Origin of the sequence: Pantoea sp. KPR_PJ (genome assembly GCF_041386365.1) — a bacterium.
Classification (GTDB): Bacteria; Pseudomonadota; Gammaproteobacteria; order Enterobacterales; family Enterobacteriaceae; genus Pantoea.
The window spans coordinates 62972-87756 of record NZ_JABMIK010000001.1; the positions used below are offsets into that span (position 1 = coordinate 62972).

A 24785-nucleotide genomic window follows, 5' to 3' on the forward strand; every position below is an offset into this window, starting at 1 on the left:
ACTGCCGACTGTTTATTCGATATTGCGCAGTCACTTAAGAGAACCCGAACTGATGAAATGGATTTGCTCTGTTAGTCTCGCTGTCTCCCTCGCTCTGCAACCCGCCCTGGCTGAAGAGTTGATTGGTCCCCACCCGATGAATGAGCAGGCGCGCGATACCTTTGTCAGCCAGCTGCTGACGCAAATGACGCTGGATGAAAAAATTGGCCAGCTCCGGCTGATTAGCGTGGGGCCGGATACCCCTAAAGAGGCGATTCGCGACATGATCCATCATGGTCAGGTCGGTGCGATCTTTAATACCGTGACGCGCCAGGATATTCGCGCCATGCAGGATCAGGTGATGCAGCTCAGCCGCCTGAAAATCCCGCTCTTTTTTGCCTACGACGTGGTGCACGGCCAGCGCACCATTTTCCCGATTCCGCTGGCGCTGGCGGCCAGCTGGGATCTGGATGCGGTCAGCAAAGTGGGGCGCGTCTCAGCCTATGAAGCCGCCGATGACGGTTTGAATATGACCTGGGCTCCGATGGTGGACGTCAGCCGCGAACCGCGCTGGGGACGCATCTCTGAGGGCTTTGGTGAAGATACCTGGCTCTCTTCGCAGATGGGCAGCACCATGGTGAAGGCGATGCAGGGCAAGCGCGCGGCCGATCGCTATTCGGTGATGACCAGCGTTAAACACTTTGCGGCCTATGGCGGCGTGGAGGGCGGTCGTGACTACAACACGGTTGATATGAGTTCGCAGCGTCTGTTCCAGGATTATTTGCCACCCTATAAAGCCTCGCTGGACGCGGGCAGCGGCGGCGTGATGGTGGCGCTTAACTCGCTGAACGGTGTGCCGGCCACGGCAGACAGCTGGCTGCTGAAAAACGTGCTGCGCGACGACTGGAAATTCAAAGGCATCACTATCAGCGATCACGGCGCAATCAAAGAGCTGCTCAAGCACGGCGTGGCGAGCGACCCGCAGGATGCGGTGCGCGTCGCGATCAAGTCGGGCATTGATATGAGCATGAGCGATGAGTATTACAGCAAATACCTGCCCGATCTGGTGAAAAGCGGGGCGGTGAGCATGGCGGAGATCGACGATGCGACGCGCCACGTTCTCAATGTGAAATACGATATGGGGCTGTTCAACGATCCCTACAGCCATCTCGGTGCAAAAGAGAGCGATCCGCAGGATACGAATGCGGAAAGCCGTTTACATCGCGCCGATGCGCGCGACGTGGCGCAAAAAAGTATTGTTCTGCTGAAAAACCGGCAGAACACTCTGCCACTGACGCGCGGCGGCACTATCGCGCTGGTTGGGCCGCTGGCCGATAGCCAGCGTGACATTATGGGCAGCTGGTCTGCTGCAGGGGTGGCGAAGCAGTCGGTGAGCCTGTTACAGGGGATGCGTGAAGCCACCGCGGGCAAAGCGACGCTGCTCTATGCGAAAGGTGCAAACATCAGCGACAACAAAGGCATTCAGGATTTCCTCAATCTCTATGAGCAGGCGGTGACGGTCGATCCCCTTACCCCGCAGGCGATGATCGATGAAGCAGTAGAGAAGGCGAAGCAGGCCGATGTGATCGTCGCCGCAGTTGGTGAAGCGCAGGGCATGGCGCATGAAGCCTCCAGCCGCAGCGAGCTGAATATCCCGGCCAGTCAGCAAAAGCTGCTGGCGGCGCTGAAGGCGACCGGCAAACCGCTGGTGATCGTGCTGATGAACGGTCGTCCGCTGACGCTGGTTAATGAAGATCGCATGGCAGACGCGCTGCTGGAAACCTGGTTCAGCGGCACCGAAGGGGGAAATGCTATCGCCGACGTTCTGTTCGGTGACTATAACCCGTCGGGCAAGCTGCCGATGACCTTCCCACGCTCGGTTGGTCAGATCCCGCTCTATTACAACCATCTGCCAACGGGCCGACCCTATAACTTCGCCAACCCAAATAAATATACCTCGCACTACTATGACGCGGTAAATGGCCCACTCTATCCCTTTGGCTACGGTCTGAGCTATACGCAGTTCAGCGTGTCGCCGGTGAAGATGTCGGCACAGACGATGCCGCACAACGGCACGGTAGAGGCCAGCGTCACGGTGAAAAATACCGGCGATCGCGATGGTGCAACAGTAGTGCAGATGTATCTCAACGATCCGGTGGCTTCGGTCAGCCGCCCGGTGCGCGAGCTGCGCGGTTTTAAACGTATTATGCTGAAAGCTGGCGAGTCGCAGTCGGTAAGCTTTACGATCGACGTCAGGGCGCTGACGTTCTGGAACCAGCAGATGCAGCAGGTGGCGGAGCCAGGCAAGTTCAATGTCATGATCGGGCTTGACTCTGTCCGCACACAGAACGCACAGTTCGACTATCAGTAATCATGCGTTACGTCGCTCTCCCGGTCAGCGTGCCGGGAGAGCGAAACAAATGCCTAACCCGCCATACTGCCATGAACACCATCCGTAATCGTATTCAGAACCAGGTTTTTCGTCTTAACGGGCTGGCACTGAATGAATTTGATATTTCGCAGCCCCCCGGCGATCCCGGCTTGTTTGGCCCCGACAGCGTCATCTGGCGCGTGCACGGCGATTTTCCCTCCATGCTGTGCGGCGGTATCAGCGCTTTGCTGCTGCAAATGCTGCATCCTTCGGCGCTGGCAGGCGTCTGGGATCACTCCAGCTTTCGCCAGGATATGCTGGGACGCCTGCGCCGCACCAGTCAGTTCATCGCCGTTACCACCTTTGGCAATCGTCATGACGCAAACCTGTTGATTGAGCGGGTCAAAAATATTCATCTGCGCGTCAGCGGCGTGGATAATTATGGCCAGCCCTATGCTGCCAGCGATCCCCATCTGCTTACCTGGGTGCACGTGGCCGAAACCAGCGCCTTTCTTGCCTCTCACCTGCGTTTTAAAAATCCGCAGCTCAGCCTGGCGGAGCAGGATCGTTATTATCAGGAGGCGGCACAGATTGCTGAAGCGTTGGGGGCCACCGACGTGCCCGTAAGCGTTAAGGCGGTGGCGCGCTACCTGCAGCGCATGCGCGGAGAACTGCGCTATGATGAACGCACCGCAGAGGTGACCAGACTGTTGCGTCAGGCTCCTGCACCCGGCTGGCAGGCAAAACCGGCGATGCAGGTGATGCTAAAATCGGGCATGGCGCTGCTGCCCGACTGGGCGCAGCAGATGTCGGGATACCGCTTCAGCCCGCTGTCGCGCGTGCTGCTCGACGGGCAGATGCGGCTGCTGGCAAACACGCTGCGCTGGTCCATCACGCGCGGGGCATACCATCGCGCCATGCTGCGCATGGGGCGACAACCTTAACGCACCCTTAACGGTTTCCTGACGGCAAGCGGCAATGTATCTGCCGCAGCTGAACAGCGCCGCCGTGGGAACGTTAACGGATAATTAACTATGGAACTCATCTTGCGGCCGCCGGTAGGTCTGCGGCGTCCGTGCCCGGCGGTAAAACCTCTCACTGTGCACTTGATAGTGGTACAGCAACAGACCGATGCCCGCCCCGATCAGGCCCAGCGGCAGCAGGCAAAACGGGAGGCCGGCAGGCAGCATAGCCAGCATCATCAGGCCCAGCGTAACCAGCGTCGCGGCCAGCGTCATCAGGGTATAGCGACAGAGAAGCCAGAGGAAAAGCGCGGTAACGATTAATTCGCGCCAGGCAAAATCGGGAACAGGCAGCATCATGCACCTCCGATAAAAAGCGTTAGCGCACCATAGCATGCGGCCGGGCCAGTTAAACGCGAATAGCATTACACGCTCAACGCCGCCAATGCTTTAGCGCCGCCGGGCAATGTGGCCATGGCCGCACCCGCTTGCTTTACCTTTGCTTACGTTTGCTTTGTCGCCTCGATCTGACTTTGAGATTTTTACCCTTGTCTCACATGGCGGCAGTCCGGATCCTGCTCTAATCTCGGGGAAATGGATCCCCTGGCTTTGTCGAGGCGCTATGACCTACCAACCTCTGATTGCTGAGGTCCACAATCAGCAACACACTCTGACGGCAATTGTTGAGCAGGATGAGCGTACCGCGTATTTCTACATCTGGCCGACGGATCTGTTCCGCAGTCAGTATGCGGTGCGCGGCTGCTGGCTGCGCAATCTGCTGCCAGCTCCGGCGCAGGAAGATCGCGCGGCGATGGAGCAGGGCATTGCGCCGCTGCTGAGCGCTGAATTTTGCCGTACTCTGGAAGCTGAGCCGCCGCTCGATCCGGCTGGCTTGCAGGTGTTATGGGAGCCCAGCGACGACGGCGCGGCGCTGTGGTACTACGGCCAGCTGCTGGCGGTGATCCCCGGCTGGAGTCTCTACCAGGATAAGCAGGTCAGCTTCTCCTCTGGCTGCATCAAGAAAAACCGGCTGACCGCGCCGCTTGGTTCTGCCTCCACCAATGACTACTACGCGCGTGCAGAGCATCAGCGCCAGTTCTGGCGTGACTGGCATGACGGGCACGAGTGGGAACGAGTACAGCTAAAGCTGATGACGTGCTACCAGGCGCAGTTTGGCGAATCGGTGAAATACTACGCTATCGATCAGGGCAGCTGGCCCCCGATGGCCATCTCTCAGCACTGGCATCAGGGAGCATGGTATTTTCTGACGCTCGGCATGAGCATTCGTCCGATGCCGCAGGTTGACTACCTGTTTGACGAACTGGCACCGCAGTATCGTCGCATTGAGCTGGCGATGGCGGTCGATGGCGAAGTGATGACCGAGAGTAACGCGGTACAGATGGCAAGCGCGCTGGCGGAGTTTGCCCATCTGCCCTGGGCGCGCCTGACCTGGCTGGGTGAAGGCCATACGCTCGCATCAGAAGTTGCTCCGGTAGGCTTTGAAAGCTTTTTGCTGGCCAATGCGCTGGCCGATGACGCTGCCCAGTTTACCCTGCCTAAGCGCGACGGCGATCGACCCAGCCTGCTGTGGGCGACGCCTGTCACTGAAGCGGAGCGCCAGTTTGCCCAGGCGAGTGAGCTGGGCGGCCAGCAGCTGGCCGAACGACTCATGGCAGCGGGCAATAATCATATCTTTCGTCCGCGCCAGCAGGTGGTAGACAGCGAGGCGTGACCACCGCGCGCGACGGAGCAGCGCGCGGCGTAAACCTGTCACAAACTAAATAATCACCTTTCTCAACGACTTGTTAAATTTGTGATCCTGGTCGCCTCAAGTTACCCCTGGCTACGCCGTTAACCCTGATTGGGCAATCGCGCCATTTCTGCCAGGGGAAAGCAGATGTTAAAAACAACTCAATCCCGCTTCACTGCGGTTCTTGTCGTTTTTTTTGTTGTTCTAATGCTGATCACCGTTCTGGTGATTAAGCAGTTTATCGCACCGCAGTTAACCACCAGCCAGAGCCAGCTGGTACGCTACCAGGTTGACGCGCTGGCGACCGGCATCGTAGAGCAGATGAACCGCGTGCAGGCACAGCAGCGTGCCATTACCGAAAGCGCGGGCGTGATGGAGAGCGCCGCGATCGACCAGCTGCTGCCGGCGCTGGTGAACCAGTATCAGGACAGCAACGTTTTCGGCGGCGGCATCTGGCCTCTGCCCAATCGTCGCGATCCGGCAAAAGAGAAAGACAGCAGCTTTTTTGCGCGCAATGCCAGCAATCAGCTACAGGTCAATACCTACTGGAACTCTGACGTGGCGGATAAATACTGGGAGCAGCCGTGGTACAAAGACGGCATGGCCGCACCAAAAGGCCAGTGTGCCTGGGCAAAAGCGTATCAGGATGCGGCCAGCCCGCAGCCGCGCACAAACTGTGCGATGGCGATCTACCGTGACGGCACCGTATGGGGCGTCTCGACCATCGACGTGACGCTTGGTTTCTTCAACCACCTGGCAAAAGAGATGGGTGAGGCGATCCAGGGACGCGTGCTGATCGTTGAGGCCGACGGTAAAGTTGTCGGCAACGCTGCGCTGGTGGAGGGCACGCCGAAGCTGGAGAACCTCACCGATTTGCAGCTGCCGATGGCGGCTCCGCTAAAAGCGCTGCTCGCCCGTTCAGGCACCCAGCCGACAGAGACGACATTTGACGGCGAGGATGGCGAACATACGCTGTTCCTGCAGGCGATCGCCGGTAGCCCGTGGTATCTCGCCAGCGATGTGCCGAGCAGTCTGCTGACCGCACAGACGCACAGCATGCTGACGCGTCTCGGCCTGGTGCAAATCCCGCTGGCCATCGTGCTGCTGCTGGTGCTGCTGGGCTTTATCCGGTCAATGATGCAGCGTCTGAACGTGCTCCACCGCAATATTGATGCGCTGGGGCAGGGCGGCGCGGATCTGACGCAACGTCTGCCAGCCAGCAACAGCCCGGAATTTAACGCCGTGGCGCAAAGCTTCAACAATTTTATTGGTTATCTTCAGGGCTTAATGCGTCAGGTGGGCGACAGCGCGCTGGCGATCACCGCAGCCTCGCGCGAGATTGCCAGCGGCAACGCCAACCTCTCCTCACGTACCGAAGACCAGGCCAGCTCCATCGTTGAAACGGCAGCGTCGATGGAAGAGTTAACCGGCACCGTGCGTCAGAACGCCGACAACGCCACCCACGCCAACCTGCTGGCGGGAAATGCCTCACAGGTCGCCGCACGCGGCACGGAAGTGGTGCGTCAGGTGGTGACGACCATGGGCGAGATCCATCACTCCTCGCGCAAGGTGGTTGATATTATCAGCGTCATCGACAGCATCGCTTTTCAGACCAATATCCTGGCGCTGAACGCGGCGGTGGAAGCCGCGCGCGCCGGTGAACAGGGTCGCGGCTTTGCGGTTGTAGCCTCGGAAGTGCGCAACCTGGCGCAACGCTCGGCTAATTCAGCGCGTGAAATTAAGAAGCTGATAGAGGAGTCGGTGGCGAATATTGACGCGGGCAGCCAGCTGGTTGAACAGGCGGGTGAAACCATGGATGAGCTGATGCAGGGCGTCAGCAGCGTCACGACGCTGATGAGCGAAATCATGTCGGCCAGCCGCGAGCAGAGCATGGGTATCGAGCAGGTTAACGTGGCGATTACCCAGCTTGACGGCACCACGCAGCAGAATGCCGCGCTGGTGGAGCAGGTCTCCGCGGCGGCTCAGGCGATGGAGGAGCAGAGCGTTCAGCTGGAGCTGGTGGTACAAAGCTTCCGCCTGTAGGGCTGTTAAACGGGTCCGCACTGGCGGGCCCGTTCTCTTTTGTGAAAAAAGCACAAATTCACGCGGCATGAAACGGCAGGGATGTGCCAGAATAGATGAGAGTTATCTTAAGGAACGCCCATGTCTGCCATTGAAGTTATCCTCGTTGACCATCTCGATCGTCCTACCGGTAAAATGGAAAAGCTGGAAGTTCATGAGAAGGGATTGCTGCACCGTGCGGTGACGGTTTACGTCTTCAATTCACGCGGCGAGCTGTTGTTGCAGCGCCGCGCCAGCGATAAATACCACTGTGGCGGCCTCTGGAGTAATACCACCTGTGGTCATCCCTGTCCCGATGAGCCGACTCAACAGGCGGCAGAGCGCCGTTTGTTTGAGGAGATGGGGCTGACGCTTTCGCTGACGCCGGTGTTTGAGCTGAGCTATAACCTGCCGCTCAGCAACGGCCTGACTGAACATGAATATGGGCATGTCTACTTTGCCGTGAGCGATGCGAAACCGCAGCCAGACCCCCTTGAGGCTGACGACTGGTGCTACCGCTCAGTGGCGGATATCCAGCGGGCGATGCTGGAAGAGCCGCAGCAGTTCACCCCCTGGTTTCTCTATACTTTTCCCCGCATTCCCGCTTACCTCAATGCGCTGAGTATGCCCGCATAGTCGAGGCGATGGTCTGAACCGCCTTTCGCTCGCTTATTGCCCGCCAGGCAAGCGCGGCCCCGCGCAGGAGAAAAACCGCGTGCGCCTGTTTAACGCGCCGCAAAATCCTCTGCATCCACGTCATATCCCGACGGCTCCCAGCGGATCGCCAGTAATGCCAGCAGGCCAGCCAGCGGTGCCAGGAAGATCACCCAGAACACGCCGGTTCCCAGCGCCGCAACCAGTACCGGGAAGAGAAACAGCGAGACGGTAGAGCTGCCGCGCATCAGCGTCTGATTGAAGCCGACACCAACGCCGCGCAGCGAGGTCGGGTAGCTGAGCGAGGCAAAGGTCATGGTGTGCGAGCCGGGGCCAAAACCCTGGCCAAACAGAAACAGCGCCAGCATGGCGATAGCAACCGCCGCTTCCTGACCGCCTTCAGGGCGTCCAGTAAGCGCCAGGCCCAGCAGCGCCACGCACTGGCAGGCGTAACCCGCTACCGACATTTTCCACGCGCCAAGCCGCGGCACCAGCCGCACCGCCAGCACGCCGCCCACAAAGGCAAACAGCAGATTAAGCGCCAGCGACACCAGAATAGTGGTGAGCATCGACTGGGCAAAAAAGCCGGAAATGATCACCGGCAGGCCAAACGCCACGGCGTTATAGGCGAAAGAAGAGGCGACGGAGGTCAGGGTCGCCAGTAGCGTGCGGCGCAGGTAAACGCCCTGAAGCAGCGTGCCATAGTTGCGCCAGCTGGCACGGCGCGCGGGCGGCACCGGCGGCGCCTCTTCAGCTACCTGCGCGTTGATATTCCACGCGCTGCGCAGAATCGCTGCCGCCCCCTTGAGATCGCCCTGGTTGGCTGCCCAGACCGGTGACTCACTCATATAGCGACTGCGAATGGCGATAATCACCAGCGCAGGCACGGCACCAAAACCCAGAATCAGACGCCACAGCCAGCCGGTATGGCTCTCTGGCAGGACCGCATAGAGCAGCAGCACCAGCAGACAGGAGATACTGATTGCCGCATACCAGGTGGGGCACCACATTGCCACGCTGGCAGCCTTGTTTCCCTGACCGCGCAGGCGGGAAAACTCGGCGAGAAAGGCCATCGCTACCGGCAGATCGATGCCGACACCCAGACCCATTACAAAGCGTGCGCCGCCGAGCACATACGCATCAGGCGCGAAAGCGCAGGCGAGCGCGGCCACCACAAAGAAAAACATATCGGCCATAAACACGCGGTAGCGACCAATTTTATCGGTGAGATAGCCGCCGATTAGCGCCCCTACGATGGCACCAAAGGTAATTGCTGACGCGACCATACCGGTACCGGTTGGCGTCAGGTTAAATTCGCGCGCCACATCTTTGATGCCAAATGCCAGCGCGCCGAGATCGTAGGCATCAAGAAATACGCCGCCCAGCGCAATGGCCACCACAATGCGCGCATTATTACGCGCACCCTCGCCGCTGTTGATGAGCCGTGAAACGTCTTCTGCGCTGCGGATCCACAGGGTTTCACCGCCGGGCTGCTTCCCTGTTAAGGCCACATGGGCAGAAGATGAGGTGAAATCGGTCATGATGTCATCTGTAAGGTTAAGTAAACTGAATGGACAGCTTACCGTCCAGACGTCTGGACGTAAATAGTGATTCGTCTCAGGAGTGCTGCCTGCTTTTGTTGCCTGAGGGCGCGAGAGGTCACGCTTCGTGTAATGTGTTAACCGGCTGATGACAAAGCGACTAATCTGTATAGAAACATCTCATCACCTATCAAAATAAAGGAATCCACTATGGCAAGGTCTGGTTTTCTGGCATTGACAGCCGCCGCAATGATGCTGGCGACAGGCGCAGCGCAGGCTGCCGATCCGGTGCGCGTGGGGTCAAAAATCGATACTGAGGGTTCACTGCTGGGCAATCTCATCCTGCAGGTGCTGGAAAAGCACGGCGTGAAGACGGTCAACAAAATTCAGCTCGGTAACACCCAGGTGGTACGTGGGGCCATCACCGCAGGTGAACTGGATATCTATCCCGAATACACCGGCAACGGGGCTTTCTTTTTTAATGATGAAAAAGACGCGGCCTGGAAAAATGCTCGCCAGGGCTACGAGAAGGTGAAAAAGCTCGACGCTGAAAAAAATCAGCTGGTGTGGCTGACGCCTGCGCCAGCGAATAATACCTGGACCATTGCGGTGCGTCAGGATGTGGCGCAGCAGAATAAGCTGAGCTCGCTTGAGGATCTGAGCGGTTATCTGAAAAAGGGCGGCACCTTCAAGCTGGCGGCCTCGGCTGAGTTTATCGAGCGCGGCGATGCGCTACCGGCCTTTGAAAAAGCGTATGACTTCAGGCTGACGCAGGGCCAGCTTCTCTCACTGGCAGGTGGGGATACCGCCGTCACCATTAAGGCGGCTGCGCAGCAAACCTCCGGCGTTAACGCGGCAATGGCCTATGGCACAGACGGCCCGGTGGCCGCGCTGGGGCTGCAGACCCTGAGCGATCCAAAAGGCGTCCAGCCCATCTATGCGCCCACGCCAGTTATCCGCGCTGCGGTGCTGAAAGCCTATCCTGACATCGACAGCTGGCTACAACCGGTTTTTAGCAAGCTGGATGAAAAAACGTTGCAGCAGCTCAATGCAAAAATTGCCGTAGAAGGCCAGGACGCCAGCAGCGTGGCGAGCGAATGGCTGCAACAACAGAAGCTGCTGTAAATCATGGCGCTATCGCGGGAAGCGATGTTACCTGCGCGCCGCCAGCCGGTCGCGCTGCTGTTGCTGTTACTGCTGAGCCTGGCGCTCTACTGGCTGCCTTTTCTGAGTTATGCGCCGAACCGGCTGGTGTCCGGTCAGCCGCTGATGCTGGGTCAGGTAAGCGACGCCGGGTGGCTGGCGCTACCGCTGGCGGCACTCTGGCTGCTGCTGTGGGCGCGTCCGACCGCCGCTCCGCTTGCCCTGATGCTGCTCGCCTGCGACGCGATGCTGGCGGGCATGGTATGGCTGAGCGGAAATGAGGCTGCACGGCTGGCGGCCCAGGGCAGCGCGCTGGCGCGTACCAGCTTCGGCAGCGGTCTGTGGCTGGCCGGGGGCATAACGCTGCTGCTGGGGGCGGAGCTTACGCGTCATCTGACGCGTAACATGCTGTGGCGACTGCTGCTCAATCTGCAAATCTGGCTGCCGCCGCTGGTGATGCTCTCGGCTGGCGATCTCAGTGCCCTGTCATTGCTGAAAGAGTATGCCAGCCGACAGGCGGTTTTTGATGCCGCGCTGACGCGTCATTTGACGCTACTCAGCGGCACGCTGCTGCCCACGCTGCTTATCGGCATGCCGCTTGGCATCGCGCTCCATCGGCGTCCGGCGTGGCAAAGCAGTGTCTTCAGCGTGCTGAACGTTATTCAAACCGTGCCCTCAGTGGCGCTGTTTGGCCTGCTGATTGCACCCCTGGCGGGTATGGCAAAACTTTTCCCGTGGCTCGGCACATGGGGCATTAGCGGGATTGGCATGGCTCCGGCGCTTATTGCGCTGACGCTCTATGCGCTGCTGCCGCTGGTGCGCAGCGTTGTGGCCGGGCTGCAACAGGTGCCGCGTGACGTGCGTGAAAGCGCGCGCGGCATGGGCATGGGGCAGCGGCAACGCTTCTTCGCCGTCGATATCCCGCTCGCCTTGCCGGTGTGGCTGGCCGGGCTGCGGGTGGTGGTGGTGCAGACACTGGGTATGGCAGTCATTGCCGCGCTGATCGGCGCAGGCGGCTTTGGGGCCATTATTTTTCAGGGATTGCTCAGCAGCGCACTCGACCTGGTGCTGCTCGGTGTTATCCCGGTGATAGCGCTGGCGGTGACGATTGATGCCCTGTTTCGCCTGCTGATTTCCCTGCTGGAGAGAACCCATGATTCACTTTAACGGCGTCAGTAAATACTTTGGCGGAAAAGCCGCCGTCAAAGATCTGACGTTAGAGATCGCGAAAGGGGAGTTCAGCGTACTGCTCGGGACCTCTGGCTCCGGCAAATCAACTACGCTGAAGATGATCAACCGGCTGGTTGATTTTGATGAGGGTGAAATCCTGTTCGCCGGTGAGTCGATACGTCAGCTTGATGCGCGCGCGCTGCGCCGACGGATGGGTTACGCCATTCAGTCTATTGGCCTTTTTCCCCACTGGACGGTAGAAAAAAATATCGCCACCGTGCCTGTGCTGCTTGGCTGGCCAAAAGCCCGCATTCGTGCGCGGGTGGACGAGCTGCTCGCGCTCCTTGGTCTGGATGGTCAGCTGGCGCGACGTCTGCCGCATCAGCTTTCGGGCGGCCAGCAGCAGCGCGTTGGCGTGGCCCGGGCGCTGGCCGCCGATCCCGAGGTCTTGCTAATGGATGAACCTTTTGGTGCACTCGATCCGGTCACGCGCGGCGCGCTGCAACAGGAGATGCTGCGCATACATCGGCTGTCAGGCCGCACAATCGTGCTGGTAACGCACGACATTGATGAGGCCCTGACGCTGGCAGATAACATAGTGCTGATGGATCAAGGAGAAATCGTCCAGCAGGGCAAACCTGCGACGCTGCTGACGCAGCCGAAGAACAGCTTCGTGCGGGACTTCTTTGGTCGAAGCGAGCTGGGCGTGCGCCTGCTGTCGCTGGGTCAGGTTGGCAACGCGGCGCGGCGCGGTGAATGGCTGGAGGGAGAGCCGCTGACGTCAGCCCAGTCGCTGCGTGAGGCGCTGTCGCAGTTTATTGCTCAACGTACAGATAAGTTGCCGGTGGTGGATGAGCGCCAGCAGCCGCTTGGCGTGCTCTACTTCAGCGATCTGTTGACGCTGCGCGAGGGGCAATGATGCGCTGGCTAAAAGATCCACTGCTCTGGCTGATGACGTTACTGGTTGCGTTGCTTATCGGCCTGCCCTATAGCGGGCCGCTTTTCGCATGGTGGTTTCCCGATCAGGCTCGACCGCTTTATCAGCAGGAGAGCTTTTTTCAGCTGGCGCTGGCGCACCTGTTTCTGGTGACCACGGCCAGCGCGCTGGCGTTAATTATCGGCGTAGGCTGCGGCGTGCTGGTTACGCGGCAAGCCGGACGCCGCTTTCGGCCGCTGGTGGAAACCCTCGTCGCGGCGGGGCAGACCGTCCCCCCCGTTGCGGTGCTGGCGATTGCCGTGCCGGTCATGGGTTTCGGCGTCTGGCCCGCTGTTGTCGCGCTGCTGCTTTATGGGCTGCTGCCGATTCTGCAGGGCACGCTGGCGGGGCTGGATAGCGTGCCGGCCAGCAGCAGGGAGATTGCTGATGGCGTCGGTATGAACGCCTGGCAGCGATTGTGGAAAGTCGAGCTGGCGCTGGCTGCACCGGTGATTCTGGCGGGTGCGCGCACGTCGGTTATTGTGAATATTGGCACGGCGGCTATCGCTTCGACCGTCGGCGCCAATAGCCTCGGCTCACCGATCATTATTGGCCTTAGCGGGTTTAATACCGCTTACGTGATTCAGGGGGCGCTGCTGGTGGCGCTGCTGGCGATTGTCTGCGACCGCCTGATTGAACGCCTGCAGCGCTGGCTTAGCGTGAGTGCAGAATAAGGGTGTAGCCGACCAGCATCAGGCCGCCTGTGCCGCCGACGGCCATGATGAAAAACAGCGTTGCGAAGAAGATTTTTTGCCAGTTCATGGGAAACCTGATTGAAGCCCGAAAGCCGGAAATGATAACGCGGGCACGGCAAGGCGAAAAGGGCCCTGCGTGCGTTTTACTGATAGCGCGTTTCGTGCGCGCGAATGGTAAAGCCCTGCTCCTGCCAGTGCGTTAACTGCTCCTGCTGGCGGCGCGTCAGTTTCTTGCCGGTCCAGACAAAGATGGTCTGACCCGGAAAAAGTTCAGGCCGCGGCAGATCGAGCGGCTCGGCCAGCACGTCCAGCCGCCAGCCCTCCTGCGACAGTCGCCAGGCCTCCAGCCAGATACGGGTGCGATCTTCCACCGCCCAACCGAGAATCAGCGCGTCTTTGCCCGCTTTTTTACGGCTGGCAGCGAGACAGAACGCGACGTAATCAATAAGCGCACCGTCGAGCAAGCTGCTCATGACGCGTGCGGTATTCTGATCCAGCCCCAGCTTTTGCCGAACCGGCATAATGACATGGTCAATAAGCGCATCCACCGGATTTTCTCGCCCCAGCGAGGCGATTTTGGCGCGCAGCTTCGATGGCCTGACGTGGCGTAGAACACCCATCAGCTCTTCCTGCAGATTCATCCAGCCATCATGGACATTAACGTTTTCGCCTTCAAGCAGTGCCTTTACTTTGCCCACCGGCACACCGCTTTCAATCCAGCGTTTAATTTCTTCAATGCGTTGAACATCCTCGTCATCAAACTGACGATGTCCACCCTCAGATCGTTGTGGCTTAAGCAAGCCATAACGTCGTTGCCACGCACGCAGCGTGACTGGATTTATTCCACAGCGTTCGGCAACGTCACCGATACTGTAAAAGGCCATAACTTCCCCAAACTTCCTGACCGCGATCAGATAACCTTAACCAACGCGATCAACTTGTACAAACGTTTTTTAAGTGTACAAGTTGACGATGCGCCTAATTTAACATTAAATCCCATTTATGGGATGTATTTCTCAAATGAGAGATAAACAGTGCAGCTTAACGAAACTGAACAACGCCTGGCCGCTCGCCTTGCTGAGCTACGTACTCAGCGCGGCTGGTCACTTGACGATCTTGCCACGACAACGCAAATCAGTCGGGCTTCATTGTCGCGTATTGAACGCGGCGAAACCAGTCCTACGGCTACGTTATTAAATCGTTTATGCGCCGCATATGGTCTTACCATGTCACGGCTGTTAAGTGAAGTGGAAGAGGGCATCGATCAGCTGCTGACGCCGTCGCAGCAGCCCGTATGGTGCGATAAAGCCAGTGGCTTTGTGCGCCGCAGTGTGTCGCCGCCCGCCACCCATTTTCGCGCTGAACTGGTGGAAGCTCAATTACGGCCTGGCCTACGCATCGACTATGACGCGCCGCCTGTTCACGGGCTGGAGCAGCATATCTGGCTACAGGAAGGGGGGCTGACCGTCACTATGGATGAACAGAGCTGGGCCCTGCAACCGGGCGACTGCCTGCGTTTTCACCTGACCGGGCGATCCGCCTTTGCCGCGCATCTTACCGAGGGCGCGCGCTATCTGCTGGTGGTATGTAAACCATGACGGACTATAAAAAAGCAGATGCAGTGCAGGCGCTTCACGCTCTGGCGCAGCTCAGCGACCTGTTGCAGGCGTGCGTGGCGGAAGGGGCCAGTATCGGCTTTACCGATCCGCAGAATCGGCAGGCCATTGAAGATTTCTGGCACACCCGTGCAGCCAGTTTGATCGACGGCGAAAGCGAGCTGATGCTTGCCTGCCAGCAGGAGAGGGTGGTAGGCACGGTAATGATGACGGTAGCCACCATGCCCAATGGTCGGCACCGTGCCGAGATCGGCAAGCTGCTGGTGCATCCACACGCCCGGCGTCAGGGTATCGCGCGGGAGCTCATGCTGCGGGCTGAAAGGCGAGCGCGGGCGCTGGGTAAAACGCTTCTGGTGCTGGATACCCGCAGCGGCGATGTCGCCAGCCAGCTCTATCTCTCATTAGGCTGGCAGATCGCCGGATCGATTCCCGACTACGCTGAATCAATCAAGGGTGAGCTGGAGGCCACCACGGTAATGTTCAAATTGCTAACGGCAAACTAAGGCACGGCGTAACTGACGGGCGTGATGGCATGCCGGTCAAGCTGCTGACTTAAGGCATTAAGCGCCGGGCGCAGCGGGCAGAGCGTGCCGACCGCAGTGACGCGGCAGCCCGCATGCCGCCACTCTTCACGCAGCAGCGGATGTGCTACGTCGATCGGCTGCAGGCGGCGCAGATCGTCCAGACCTTGTGCCTGAAAATAGACGCGCAAAAAACGCTGGCCGCTGGTGGTATCGCGCCAGCGCTCAAATACCAGACTGCTGCCGGGCGGAATATTGCCGCGCGTATAACCGGGCAGCGTCCAGCTAAAATTCATCAGCGTTCGTACCATCGCAATATTGGTATCGTGAGCAACCAGCAGCAGCCAGCGCACATCCGGCACGCTGTCGGCACCCGCAATACCCTTGAGCATGGCGTCGAGCAGGACAGAGGCGCGTTTCTGCGCGGTGTAGAGCACATCGTTGCTGAGATCGTAATTCGCCGTCAGTAGCGGCATCACGGCGGTGATCTGCGCGGCATGGGTGATGTTGCCCCAGGCGATCTGCTCAGGCGGCAGGTTTTCGCTCCACCCCAGACGCAGCGTTTCCACCATACTGGCGAGTGCACTAAGCCCGGCAACGTAGGTGTGTCCCCCTTTGCTCTGGCGGATCTGCCAGGGGAGGTCGAAGAAGGTGCACTGTGCGTCTGACTGACACACCGCCTGTTTTAACGCCTGAATCGCTGGCTGTAATGCCTGCTGCCGGGCCGCCAGATCGCCCGCCTGAGCCGTGACCGCCTTCAGCTGCTGTGCCGGATCGGTCGCTGTAGCGGTGAACGCCTCGGTCTGGAACAGCGGATCGTTTTTACCCGCAACATAGTGTACAGGCATGCCACAGCCGGGAAACGCCGCGTCAACCAGGGCCTGAGCGGTTGCTCGGGTGCGCTGCAGCGGGCTGGCACGCACATAGAAATCCTCTGGTTGTGGGCAGCCTGGCGTCAGCAGCCCGAGACGGCGATAGTGTTCACCCTCCCAGCGTCCTTTATTGACCACGGCCGCATAGCCATGACCGGTCAGCTCACCGTCATGCGTGGTCCAGATCGGCCAGCGTCGCTGCGTCGCGGCTTCAATCTCTTTGCGGTTACCCGGCGAAGGCGGACGCACGCCGTGACGACTCAACTCTACTACCTTTTCCAGCTGATAATCTGGCTGGGCAAAGGCTCCCCCTGTCCAGAGCCACAGCGCACAGGCAATAAGCAGGCGTGGCATAAACCGGTGAGTGAGGGTATTCATCTTCCTTTCCTTCTGAGAAGCGCAGCGACGCTACACCATAGCGCTGAAGGTGACGCGAGAGCCACAGCAAGATGGCGCGGGCTGAAAATTTCGCGAGGCAGCACGAAAAAGTGTCTCCTGAGGCTGACGCTGGCAGATTACTGTGTAAAAATACAGGCCATTTTCACCCGGCGGTACACAATTATGGCCCTGACAGCCGCATTAAAAAGCCAGATAGCGCAGTGGTATAAGGCGCTACAGCAGCAGGTGCCGGATTTTATTCCTCGCGCGCCACAGCGCCAGATGATCGCCGAGGTGGCGAAATGTCTGGCGGGCGATGATGCGCGCCATCTGGCTATCGAAGCCCCGACCGGCGTTGGTAAAACGCTCTCTTATCTGATCCCCGGTATTGCAGCGAGCCGCGCCGAAGAGAAAAGGCTGGTGATCAGCACGGCTAACGTCGCGTTACAGGATCAGATCTTCACGAAAGATCTGCCGCTGCTAAAAAAAATTATTCCCGATCTCACCTTCACCGCGGCTTTTGGTCGTGGGCGCTATGTCTGCCCACGCAATCTGGCGGCGCTGGCTGCCAGCGATGACCAGCAGGGCGATCTGCTGCTCTATCTTGACGATGAGGCCGTTAGCGGAACGCAGGAGGAGCAGGCGCAGTGCGTGCGGCTGGAAAAATCACTGGGCAGCTACGCCTGGGACGGCTTGCGCGATCACAGCGAAGAGAACATCAGCGACAGCCTGTGGCAGCGTCTCTCTACCGATAAGGCAAGCTGCCTGGGCGCGCACTGCCGCTGGTATCGGGAGTGTCCCTTCTTTATTGCGCGCCGGGAAATCGAGCAGGTGGATGTGGTAGTGGCCAACCATGCGCTGGTGATGGCGGCGATGGAGAACGAATCGGTGCTGCCACCGCCGAAAAATCTGATGCTGGTGCTGGATGAAGGACATCATCTGCCGGAGGTGGCGCGCGATGCGCTGGAGATGAGCGCCGATATCACGCCGGGCTGGAGCAGTTTGCAGCTTGATCTCTTTGTGCGTCTCGTCGAGGGCATCATGACCCAGATGCGGCCAAAATCACCGCCGCCGCTCAGCAACCCGGAACGCCTGAAAGCACACTGCGAAACGCTGCGTGAAGAGCTGACTATTCTGAGCCAGGCGCTCAATCCGCTGCTGCCTGCCGATAATCAGCCCGGTGAGTTTCGCTTTGTACTGGGCGAGCTGCCGGACACGCTGCTGGAGATGTGTGGACGCCTGTTCAGGCTTAGCGATGCGCTACGTGGGCTGGCAGAGGGGTTAATTAACGCGCTGAGCGAGCAGACCGGCAGCGTTGATCTTGTGCGGCTGCATCGTAACTTACTTCAGCTTAACCGGCAGTTCGGCTGGTTTGAATCGGTCAGCAAGCTGTGGCGGCTGGCCGCTATGCCCAAAGCCTCTGGCGCACCGGTTTCAAAGTGGATTACGCGTGAACTGCGTGACGGCCAGGCGCACCTGCTGTTTCACTGTGCGGGTATCCGCGTCAGCGATCAGCTGGAAAAGCTGCTGTGGCGCAAAATTCCGCACGTGGTGGTGACCTCTGCCACGCTACGCTCGCTCAACAGTTTCAGTCGTTTGCAGGAGATGTCCGGCCTGAATGAAAAGGCGGGCGACCGCTTTGTGGCGCTCGACTCACCGTTTAACCATATTGAGCAGGGCAAGCTGGTCATTCCGCAAATGCGGTATGAACCGGTGCTGGCGAACGAGGCGGAGCACATTGCCGAGATGGCAGCTTTTTTCCACCAGCAGATGAAAGCTGAGAAGCACAAAGGCGTGCTGGTGCTGTTTGCCAGCGGTCGGGCGATGCAGCAGTTTGTTGCTCAGCTGCCAGCGCTGCGGCTCTCGATGCTGGTGCAGGGCGATCAGCCGCGTTCGCGCCTGGTCGATCTCCACCGTAAACGGGTGGCCAGGGGGGAAACCAGCATTCTTATCGGCCTGCAGTCGTTTGCAGAAGGACTCGATTTAAAAGGGGACCTGCTGAGTCAGGTGCACATTCACAAAATCGCTTTTCCCCCGGTGGACAGTCCGGTAATTTTGACTGAAGGCGAATGGCTGAAAAGCCTGAACCGTTATCCTTTTGAGGTGCAGAGTTTGCCCAGCGCCTCTTTTACCCTGATACAGCAGGTCGGGCGTCTGATCCGCAGCCATCAGTGCTATGGTGAAATCGTTATCTACGATCGCCGCCTGCTCAGTAAAAGCTACGGCAGCCGACTGCTGGCGGCGCTGCCGGTTTTCCCTATCGAACAGCCGGAGGCACCCGCCGCCCTGAAGGTAAAAAGCCCGTCAAACCTGACCGGTCATAAGCGTCGTCCCGCCAGACGACCGGCAGCGAAACGATAACACTGTCTATTCTGGCCGCCGCAATGGTGCGGCCTCTGAGCGGAAGCGAAAAATGGAACTGAACAAAGTCATTAAGGAGATTGGACGCGGTAAAAACCATGCGCGCGATCTTGACCTTGCCACCGCACAAGCGCTCTACACTGCCATTCTGGCAGGCGAGGTGCCCGATCTTGAACTGGGCGGCATTCTGATTGCGCTACGTATTAAAGGCGAAGGCGAAGAGGAGATGCGCGGTTTCTATCAGGCGATGCAGGCGCGTATGATGTCGTTGCAGGCACCTGTAAATCATCCGCAGCCCATTGTGATCCCCAGCTACAACGGCGCACGCCGCCAGGGTAACCTGACGCCGCTGCTGGCCTTGTTGCTCAACCGTCTGGGCTTTCCGGTGCTGATGCATGGCGTGAGCGATGACCCGACGCGCATCACCAGCGAAGCGGTGTTTGCCGCGCTGGGTATCGCAGCCGTCACCACCCGGCAGCAGGCGCAGGCTGCGCTCGATAAGGGCAGTCTTGCGTTTATCACTTTGGATCATCTCTGTCCGCCGATGGCAAAGCAGCTTTCACTGCGCTGGCGCATGGGCGTGCGCAGCAGTGCGCATACGCTGGTAAAGCTGGCAACGCCTTTTAACGAACGCGAGGCGCTGCGTCTTTCCAGCGTTTCGCATCCGGAATATGTGCCGCGCGTCGGCAAATTCTTTAGTGGCATCGATGCCCCCGCCATTTTGCTTAACGGTACGGAGGGGGAGGTGTATGCCAATCCGCTGCGCTGTCCGGCAATCAGTTTTATCCCCGGTGCTGGGCGCGAAGCGGAGGTCTGGGTAGCGCGGCAGCCAGAGGTAACGTGTGAACTGCCCGCTGACAAATCTGCGCAGGAGACGGCGCGCTGGACCGAGGCGGTGCTGAGCGGACAGCGTCCGGTGCCGCAGGCGCTGCGTCTGCAAATTGCCTGCTGCCTGCGCGCCAGCGGAGAGAGCGCGTCGCTGGAGGCGGCCCTGGCGCGCCTGAGCGATGCGGGATGGTAAGCTAATTTTGCGGCAGCGCCTGCTCCACCAGTCGCTGCCAGAATGCCACGCCCAGCGGGATCAGTGCGTCGTTGAAGTCATATCCGGCGTTATGCAGTGGCGCGGAGGGCGTTTCGCCATCTGCGCCAAGCCAGAAGTAGGCGCCGGGACAGACGTCAAGCATACAGGCGAAATCTTCCGATGCCATGGAAGGGTTAACCTGCCACTGAACCTGATTGTCTCCCAGCATCTGTTGCGCCACTGTGCGTACCCGTTCCGCCGGGCCTGCATGATTCGCAGTAACCGGATAGCCAGGGAACCATTGAATGGCACCGCTAACGCCGAACGGGTGCGGCAGGGTCGTGACAAACTCTTCAATCAGACCACGCACCTTGTTGCGCACCTCGGGCTGCAAACACCGCACCGTGCCACGCAGAACCAGCGTTTCCGGGATAACGTTAATCGCCTCGCCACCCTGTATCTGCGTGACGCTGACAACCGCGGAGGCCAGCGGTGACAGGCGACGCGACGGAATAGTCTGTAGCGCCAGAATCAGCTCCGCAGCGACCACCATCGGATCGGCACCGCTCTCCGGCATCGCCGCGTGGCAGCTTCTGCCGCTGAGGGTAATTTCAAAGGAGTCGAGTGACGCCATCATTGCGCCAGCATTGACCGCTAATGTTCCCACCGGCAGGCCTGGCCAGTTGTGCAGGGCGTAAACCGCATCCACCGGAAAGCGCTGAAACAGCCCCTCTTCAACCATTTTGCGTGCACCGCCAAGATTCTCTTCAGCGGGCTGAAAGATAAAATGAACCGTACCGCTAAACTGGCGCGTGGTGGCCAGCTGATGTGCTGCCGCAAGCAGCATCGCGGTGTGTCCGTCATGACCGCAGGCGTGCATAACGCCCTGCCGCGTTGAGCGCCACTGCGGGTTGCCTTTCTCAGTGATCGGTAAGGCGTCCATGTCAGCACGCAGCCCGATTGCGGGTCCGTCACCGTTGCGCAGCGTTCCGACCACGCCGGTGCCTGCCAGCCCGCGGTACACCTGTAGCCCGGCCAGTTCCAGCTCCTGAGCGACCAGATCGCTGGTTTTGTGCTCCTGATAGCCGAGTTCCGGTTCGCGGTGAAACTGATGACGCCACTGTTGGGCTTTGTCGAGCAGGGCAGGGGATAAAGTCATGCGGAATCGCGCTCCTGGTAGTGATGAGTCTCCACTGTAGTGGCAAGCTGCAGGCGCGTCTATCTTGCCAGCCGGGAATTTAGCTATAGGTCAGAACCAAAGGATATAAGGCAAGCGATCTCGCTCAAAGATCCGGGAGAGCAGCATTACCGTCTCCGGGCGCGTGGCCAGCAGTGCTGTTGAACCAGGCTGCTGTAATGGCTCCGGCAGAATAAACAGGTGCTATCGCGGGCAGGTTGTCCTGCCCGCGATGCCCGCGCTTTTACTTTATCATCGGTAAATTAAGCCCGTGTGTGGCGGCGCAGGCCTGCGCGCGTTCATAGCCGGCATCGGCATGGCGCATGACGCCAGTGGCGGGATCGTTCCACAAGACCCGAGCCAGACGCTGGTCTGCCTGCTCGCTGCCATCACAGACAATAACCACCCCTGCATGCTGTGAAAAGCCCATACCAACCCCACCGCCGTGATGGAGGCTGACCCAGGTAGCTCCGCCTGCGGTATTCAGCAGCGCATTGAGTAGCGGCCAGTCGGACACCGCGTCGGAGCCATCCTTCATGGCTTCGGTCTCGCGGTTCGGCGAGGCGACGGAGCCGCAGTCGAGATGGTCACGACCAATTACAACGGGCGCTTTCAGTTCGCCGTTGCGTACCATTTCGTTAAACGCCAGCCCGGCCAGATGGCGCTCACCCAATCCCAGCCAGCAGATACGCGCAGGCAGCCCCTGGAAGGCAATGCGCTCCTGCGCCATATCGAGCCAGCGGTGCAGGCTCTGATGCTGTGGAAACAGCGCTTTGAGCTTCGCGTCGGTTTTATAAATATCATCCGGATCGCCCGATAGCGCGACCCAGCGGAACGGGCCTTTACCTTCGCAGAACAGCGGACGGATATAGGCGGGTACAAAGCCAGGAAAATCAAAGGCATTTTTCACGCCCTCATCCAGCGCCACCTGGCGAATATTATTGCCGTAATCCACCGTCGGGATGCCCATGTGATAAAAGTCGAGCATCGCCTGCACATGCAGTGCCATAGAGGCGCGCGCCGCTTTTTCCACCGCTTTGGGATTACTGGCTCGTTCAGCCCGCCAGCGCGTCAGATCCCAGCCGACCGGCAGATAGCCATTCACCGGATCGTGCGCCGAGGTCTGATCGGTCACAATATCTGGTTTTGGTCCGCCAGCACGGGCGCGCTTTACCAGCTCTGGCAGGATCTCGGCGGCGTTGCCCAGCAGCCCCACCGAGATTGCCTGCTTCGCCTGCGTAGCCGCATCAATCAGCTTCAGCGCCTCGTCCAGCGTATAGGCTTTATGATCGACGTAGCGAGTACGCAGGCGGAAATCAATCCGCGACTCCTGGCATTCAATCGCCAGCACGCAGGCACCGGCCAGCACGCCCGCCAGCGGCTGTGCGCCACCCATGCCGCCCAGACCGGCGGTCAGTATCCAGCGTCCTGCCAGATCGCCGTCGTAGTGCTGACGGCCCGCCTCGACGAAGGTTTCGTAAGTACCCTGCACGATGCCCTGCGCACCAATATAAATCCAGGAACCGGCGGTCATCTGGCCGTACATCATTAGCCCGGCCTTATCCAGCTCGTGAAAATGGTCCCAGTTTGCCCAGTGCGGCACCAGGTTGGAGTTAGCCAGCAGCACGCGCGGCGCGTCGGCGTGGGTGCGGAAGACGCCGACCGGCTTGCCCGACTGGATCAGCAGCGTTTCGTCGGGTTGCAGCAGCTCCAGCGAGCGCAGGATCTGCTCGAAACATGCCCAGTTACGCGCCGCTTTGCCGATGCCGCCATACACCACCAGATCTTCCGGACGCTCGGCCACGTCCGGGTCGAGGTTGTTCTGAATCATGCGCCAGGCGGCTTCGATCAGCCAGTTAGCGCAGTGCAGGGTGGTGCCATGTGGCGCACGCACTTCGCGCGCCACGGCGTGGGAGAGGGTTTCGCTCATCGCTAATTCCTTATTCACCAGTAGAGTGGGGTTGCTGGCTGGGCAGCAGCGCCGTGAGAAAATCGGGCCAGTCGCTGCGGCTGGCCCACAGGCGCATGGCGTCAATATCAGGAGCCAGCAGACGATCTTCCTCAAGGAAGTCGACCTGCTGGCGTATACGGGCAATCTCCTGCTCAAGCAGTGCAGAGCTTTGCAGGGGACGATGGAACTCAATGCCCTGTGCCGCTGCCATCGCTTCAATACCCACCACCGCAGCAGTGTTGAAGCACATGCCGCCGAGACGGCGCGCCGCATAGGTAGCCATGGAGACGTGATCTTCCTGGTTGGCTGAGGTAGGCAGGCTGTCGACGCTGCCGGGGTGAGCCAGTGATTTATTTTCAGAGGCGAGTGCCGCAGCGGTCACCTGAGCGATCATAAAGCCGGAGTTAACTCCGCCGTCGCGTACCAGAAATGGCGGCAGACCTGACAGGCCAGTATCCAGCAGCAGCGCCATGCGGCGCTCAGAGATGGCGCCTACCTCCGCGACAGCCAGGGCGATAATATCGGCGGCGAAGGCGACCGGTTCGGCGTGAAAATTACCGCCAGAGATCACGTCGCCGCTGTCGCTGAATACCAGAGGGTTATCTGAGGCAGCATTGGCTTCAATCTGCAACACGCGTGCGGCATGGGTAAGGTTATCGAGGCAGGCTCCCATTACCTGAGGCACACAGCGAACAGAATAGGGATCCTGAACCCGACCGCAGTGAGCGTGTGAGCCGAGAATTTCACTTCCTTCTACCAGCGTCTGAACAGCGGCGGCGACGGCAATTTGCCCCCGCTGGCCGCGTGCCTGATGAATACGTGCATCAAAAGGTTTCAGTGAGCCTTTGATCGCCTCCAGCGACAGTGCGCCCGCGACCAGCCCGGCGACCAGCACGTTTTCCGCTTCAAACAGGCCGCGCAGCGCCAGCGCAGTTGAGACCTGTGTACCGTTTAGCAGCGCCAGACCCTCTTTCGGGCCGAGCACAAAAGGCGTCAGCCCGGCGAATGTCAGTCCTTCACGAGCGGGCATCTGCACGCCATTAACGCGCACTTCGCCTTCACCCAGCAGCATCAGGGAGAGATGGGCCAGCGGGGCCAGATCGCCTGATGCCCCGACGGAGCCTTTTTCCGGGATACAGGGCATCACGCCTGCATTAAACAGGGTCAGCAGTGCCTCAATCAGGGCGAGGCGGATGCCAGAGTGACCCCGTGCCAGGCTGATAATTTTGGTCGCCATGACCAGGCGGGTGACGTTATCGGGCAGCAGCTCGCCCAGACCCACGCTATGCGACAGCACCAGATTGCGCTGCAATTCTGCCAGGCGGCTGGCGGGGATCTGCGTTTGCGCCAGCTTGCCGAAACCAGTATTGATACCGTACACCACGTTGCCTGAGGCAACGATATCATCCACGGTTTGCTGAGCGCGCAAAATTGCCTGATACGCACCTTCATCAAGCGTTAGCGTGACGCCGCCCTGGTAAACCCTGCGCAGCGCAGCAAGATCGACCTCACCGGGCACCAGGCGCACAGTCTGAACCGAACCTGACATAGTCTACTCCTGTCTATACAAGTAAGCGCCTGAAGCA

The 24785-nt window shown here is 59.6% G+C and carries 20 protein-coding genes; 13 read left to right on the plus strand and 7 right to left on the minus strand.

Features of this window, described 5'->3' with window-relative positions:
• Positions 1-52 precede the first annotated feature (52 nt).
• Both bglX and HP564_RS00320 read left to right on the plus strand, forming a co-directional pair.
• Entirely contained in the window at positions 53-2350 is a 2298-nt protein-coding gene (gene bglX / locus HP564_RS00315; protein ID WP_371239100.1) for a beta-glucosidase BglX, read from the plus strand.
• Between the two features lie 71 nt (positions 2351-2421).
• Positions 2422-3294, plus strand: coding sequence for an oxygenase MpaB family protein (locus HP564_RS00320; RefSeq protein WP_371239101.1), 873 nt, complete (start codon positions 2422-2424; stop codon positions 3292-3294).
• Between the two features lie 84 nt (positions 3295-3378).
• Here HP564_RS00320 and HP564_RS00325 read toward each other — a convergent pair whose 3' ends face one another.
• A complete protein-coding gene (locus tag HP564_RS00325) occupies positions 3379-3672 on the minus strand; it encodes a hypothetical protein (protein ID WP_371239102.1) in 294 nt (97 codons plus the stop codon).
• Between the two features lie 262 nt (positions 3673-3934).
• Here HP564_RS00325 and HP564_RS00330 point away from each other — a divergent pair, with 262 nt between their 5' ends.
• From HP564_RS00330 to idi, 3 genes are all read left to right on the plus strand, one after another.
• Entirely contained in the window at positions 3935-5044 is a 1110-nt protein-coding gene (locus HP564_RS00330; RefSeq protein WP_371239104.1) for a suppressor of fused domain protein, read from the plus strand.
• A gap of 165 nt (positions 5045-5209) precedes the next feature.
• A complete protein-coding gene (locus HP564_RS00335) occupies positions 5210-7105 on the plus strand; it encodes a methyl-accepting chemotaxis protein (protein WP_371239105.1) in 1896 nt (631 codons plus the stop codon).
• Between the two features lie 120 nt (positions 7106-7225).
• Positions 7226-7759, plus strand: a complete 534-nt coding sequence (gene idi / locus HP564_RS00340) for an isopentenyl-diphosphate Delta-isomerase (RefSeq protein WP_371239106.1) — start codon at positions 7226-7228, stop codon at positions 7757-7759.
• An 89-nt stretch (positions 7760-7848) separates the two neighbouring features.
• On the opposite strand, the gene HP564_RS00345 is transcribed toward idi, so the two are convergent.
• Positions 7849-9318 carry an MFS transporter gene (locus HP564_RS00345; RefSeq protein WP_371239108.1) on the minus strand — a complete coding sequence of 490 codons (1470 nt, stop codon included), beginning with the start codon at positions 9316-9318 and terminating at the stop codon, positions 7849-7851.
• Between the two features lie 249 nt (positions 9319-9567).
• On the opposite strand from HP564_RS00345, the gene HP564_RS00350 reads away from it, so the two are divergent.
• From HP564_RS00350 to HP564_RS00365, 4 genes are read left to right on the plus strand one after another with little or no spacing between them, the layout of a single operon-like run.
• The gene (locus HP564_RS00350) at positions 9568-10443 is read left to right on the plus strand and encodes an ABC transporter substrate-binding protein (protein WP_371240601.1); all 876 of its coding nucleotides are present in this window, start codon (positions 9568-9570) and stop codon (positions 10441-10443) included.
• A 3-nt stretch (positions 10444-10446) separates the two neighbouring features.
• The gene (locus HP564_RS00355) at positions 10447-11628 is read left to right on the plus strand and encodes an ABC transporter permease (RefSeq protein ID WP_371239109.1); all 1182 of its coding nucleotides are present in this window, start codon (positions 10447-10449) and stop codon (positions 11626-11628) included.
• Complete coding sequence (locus tag HP564_RS00360) at positions 11615-12550, plus strand: ABC transporter ATP-binding protein (RefSeq protein WP_371239111.1); 936 nt, start codon at positions 11615-11617, stop codon at positions 12548-12550. The genes HP564_RS00355 and HP564_RS00360 overlap by 14 nt, the downstream gene beginning before the upstream one ends.
• Entirely contained in the window at positions 12550-13281 is a 732-nt protein-coding gene (locus HP564_RS00365; RefSeq protein ID WP_371240603.1) for an ABC transporter permease, read from the plus strand. Before HP564_RS00360 ends, HP564_RS00365 begins: the two co-directional genes overlap by 1 nt.
• Before the next feature lie 164 nt (positions 13282-13445).
• On the opposite strand, the gene HP564_RS00370 is transcribed toward HP564_RS00365, so the two are convergent.
• Positions 13446-14186, minus strand: a complete 741-nt coding sequence (locus HP564_RS00370) for a MerR family transcriptional regulator (protein ID WP_371239112.1) — start codon at positions 14184-14186, stop codon at positions 13446-13448.
• 150 nt (positions 14187-14336) lie between these two features.
• Between HP564_RS00370 and HP564_RS00375 the strand changes: the two genes are divergently transcribed.
• Both HP564_RS00375 and HP564_RS00380 read left to right on the plus strand, forming a co-directional pair.
• Positions 14337-14900 carry a helix-turn-helix domain-containing protein gene (locus HP564_RS00375; RefSeq protein ID WP_371239114.1) on the plus strand — a complete coding sequence of 188 codons (564 nt, stop codon included), beginning with the start codon at positions 14337-14339 and terminating at the stop codon, positions 14898-14900.
• Positions 14897-15421 (plus strand): GNAT family N-acetyltransferase, encoded by a 525-nt coding sequence (locus HP564_RS00380; protein WP_371239116.1) that lies wholly within the window; start codon positions 14897-14899, stop codon positions 15419-15421. The genes HP564_RS00375 and HP564_RS00380 overlap by 4 nt, the downstream gene beginning before the upstream one ends.
• Here the strand turns inward: HP564_RS00380 and HP564_RS00385 are convergent.
• Positions 15418-16689, minus strand: coding sequence for a histidine-type phosphatase (locus HP564_RS00385; protein ID WP_371239118.1), 1272 nt, complete (start codon positions 16687-16689; stop codon positions 15418-15420). The two genes, HP564_RS00380 and HP564_RS00385, sit on opposite strands and share 4 nt — an antisense overlap.
• 183 nt (positions 16690-16872) lie before the next feature.
• Here HP564_RS00385 and dinG point away from each other — a divergent pair, with 183 nt between their 5' ends.
• Together dinG and ybiB are read left to right on the plus strand one after the other, a co-directional pair.
• Positions 16873-19050 carry an ATP-dependent DNA helicase DinG gene (gene dinG / locus HP564_RS00390; protein ID WP_371239120.1) on the plus strand — a complete coding sequence of 726 codons (2178 nt, stop codon included), beginning with the start codon at positions 16873-16875 and terminating at the stop codon, positions 19048-19050.
• Positions 19051-19102: 52 nt separating this feature from the next.
• On the plus strand, positions 19103-20071 hold the full coding sequence (ybiB, locus tag HP564_RS00395; protein WP_371239122.1) for a DNA-binding protein YbiB: 969 nt from the start codon (positions 19103-19105) through the stop codon (positions 20069-20071).
• A gap of 1 nt (position 20072) precedes the next feature.
• Here ybiB and HP564_RS00400 read toward each other — a convergent pair whose 3' ends face one another.
• From HP564_RS00400 to hutH, 3 genes are all read right to left on the minus strand, one after another.
• Positions 20073-21230 (minus strand): M20 aminoacylase family protein, encoded by a 1158-nt coding sequence (locus HP564_RS00400; protein ID WP_371239123.1) that lies wholly within the window; start codon positions 21228-21230, stop codon positions 20073-20075.
• A gap of 262 nt (positions 21231-21492) precedes the next feature.
• Positions 21493-23178: a urocanate hydratase gene (gene hutU / locus HP564_RS00405; RefSeq protein WP_371239125.1), complete on the minus strand. Its 1686-nt coding sequence runs from the start codon at positions 23176-23178 to the stop codon at positions 21493-21495.
• Between the two features lie 10 nt (positions 23179-23188).
• Entirely contained in the window at positions 23189-24748 is a 1560-nt protein-coding gene (hutH, locus tag HP564_RS00410; RefSeq protein ID WP_371239126.1) for a histidine ammonia-lyase, read from the minus strand.
• Positions 24749-24785: the final 37 nt, after the last annotated feature.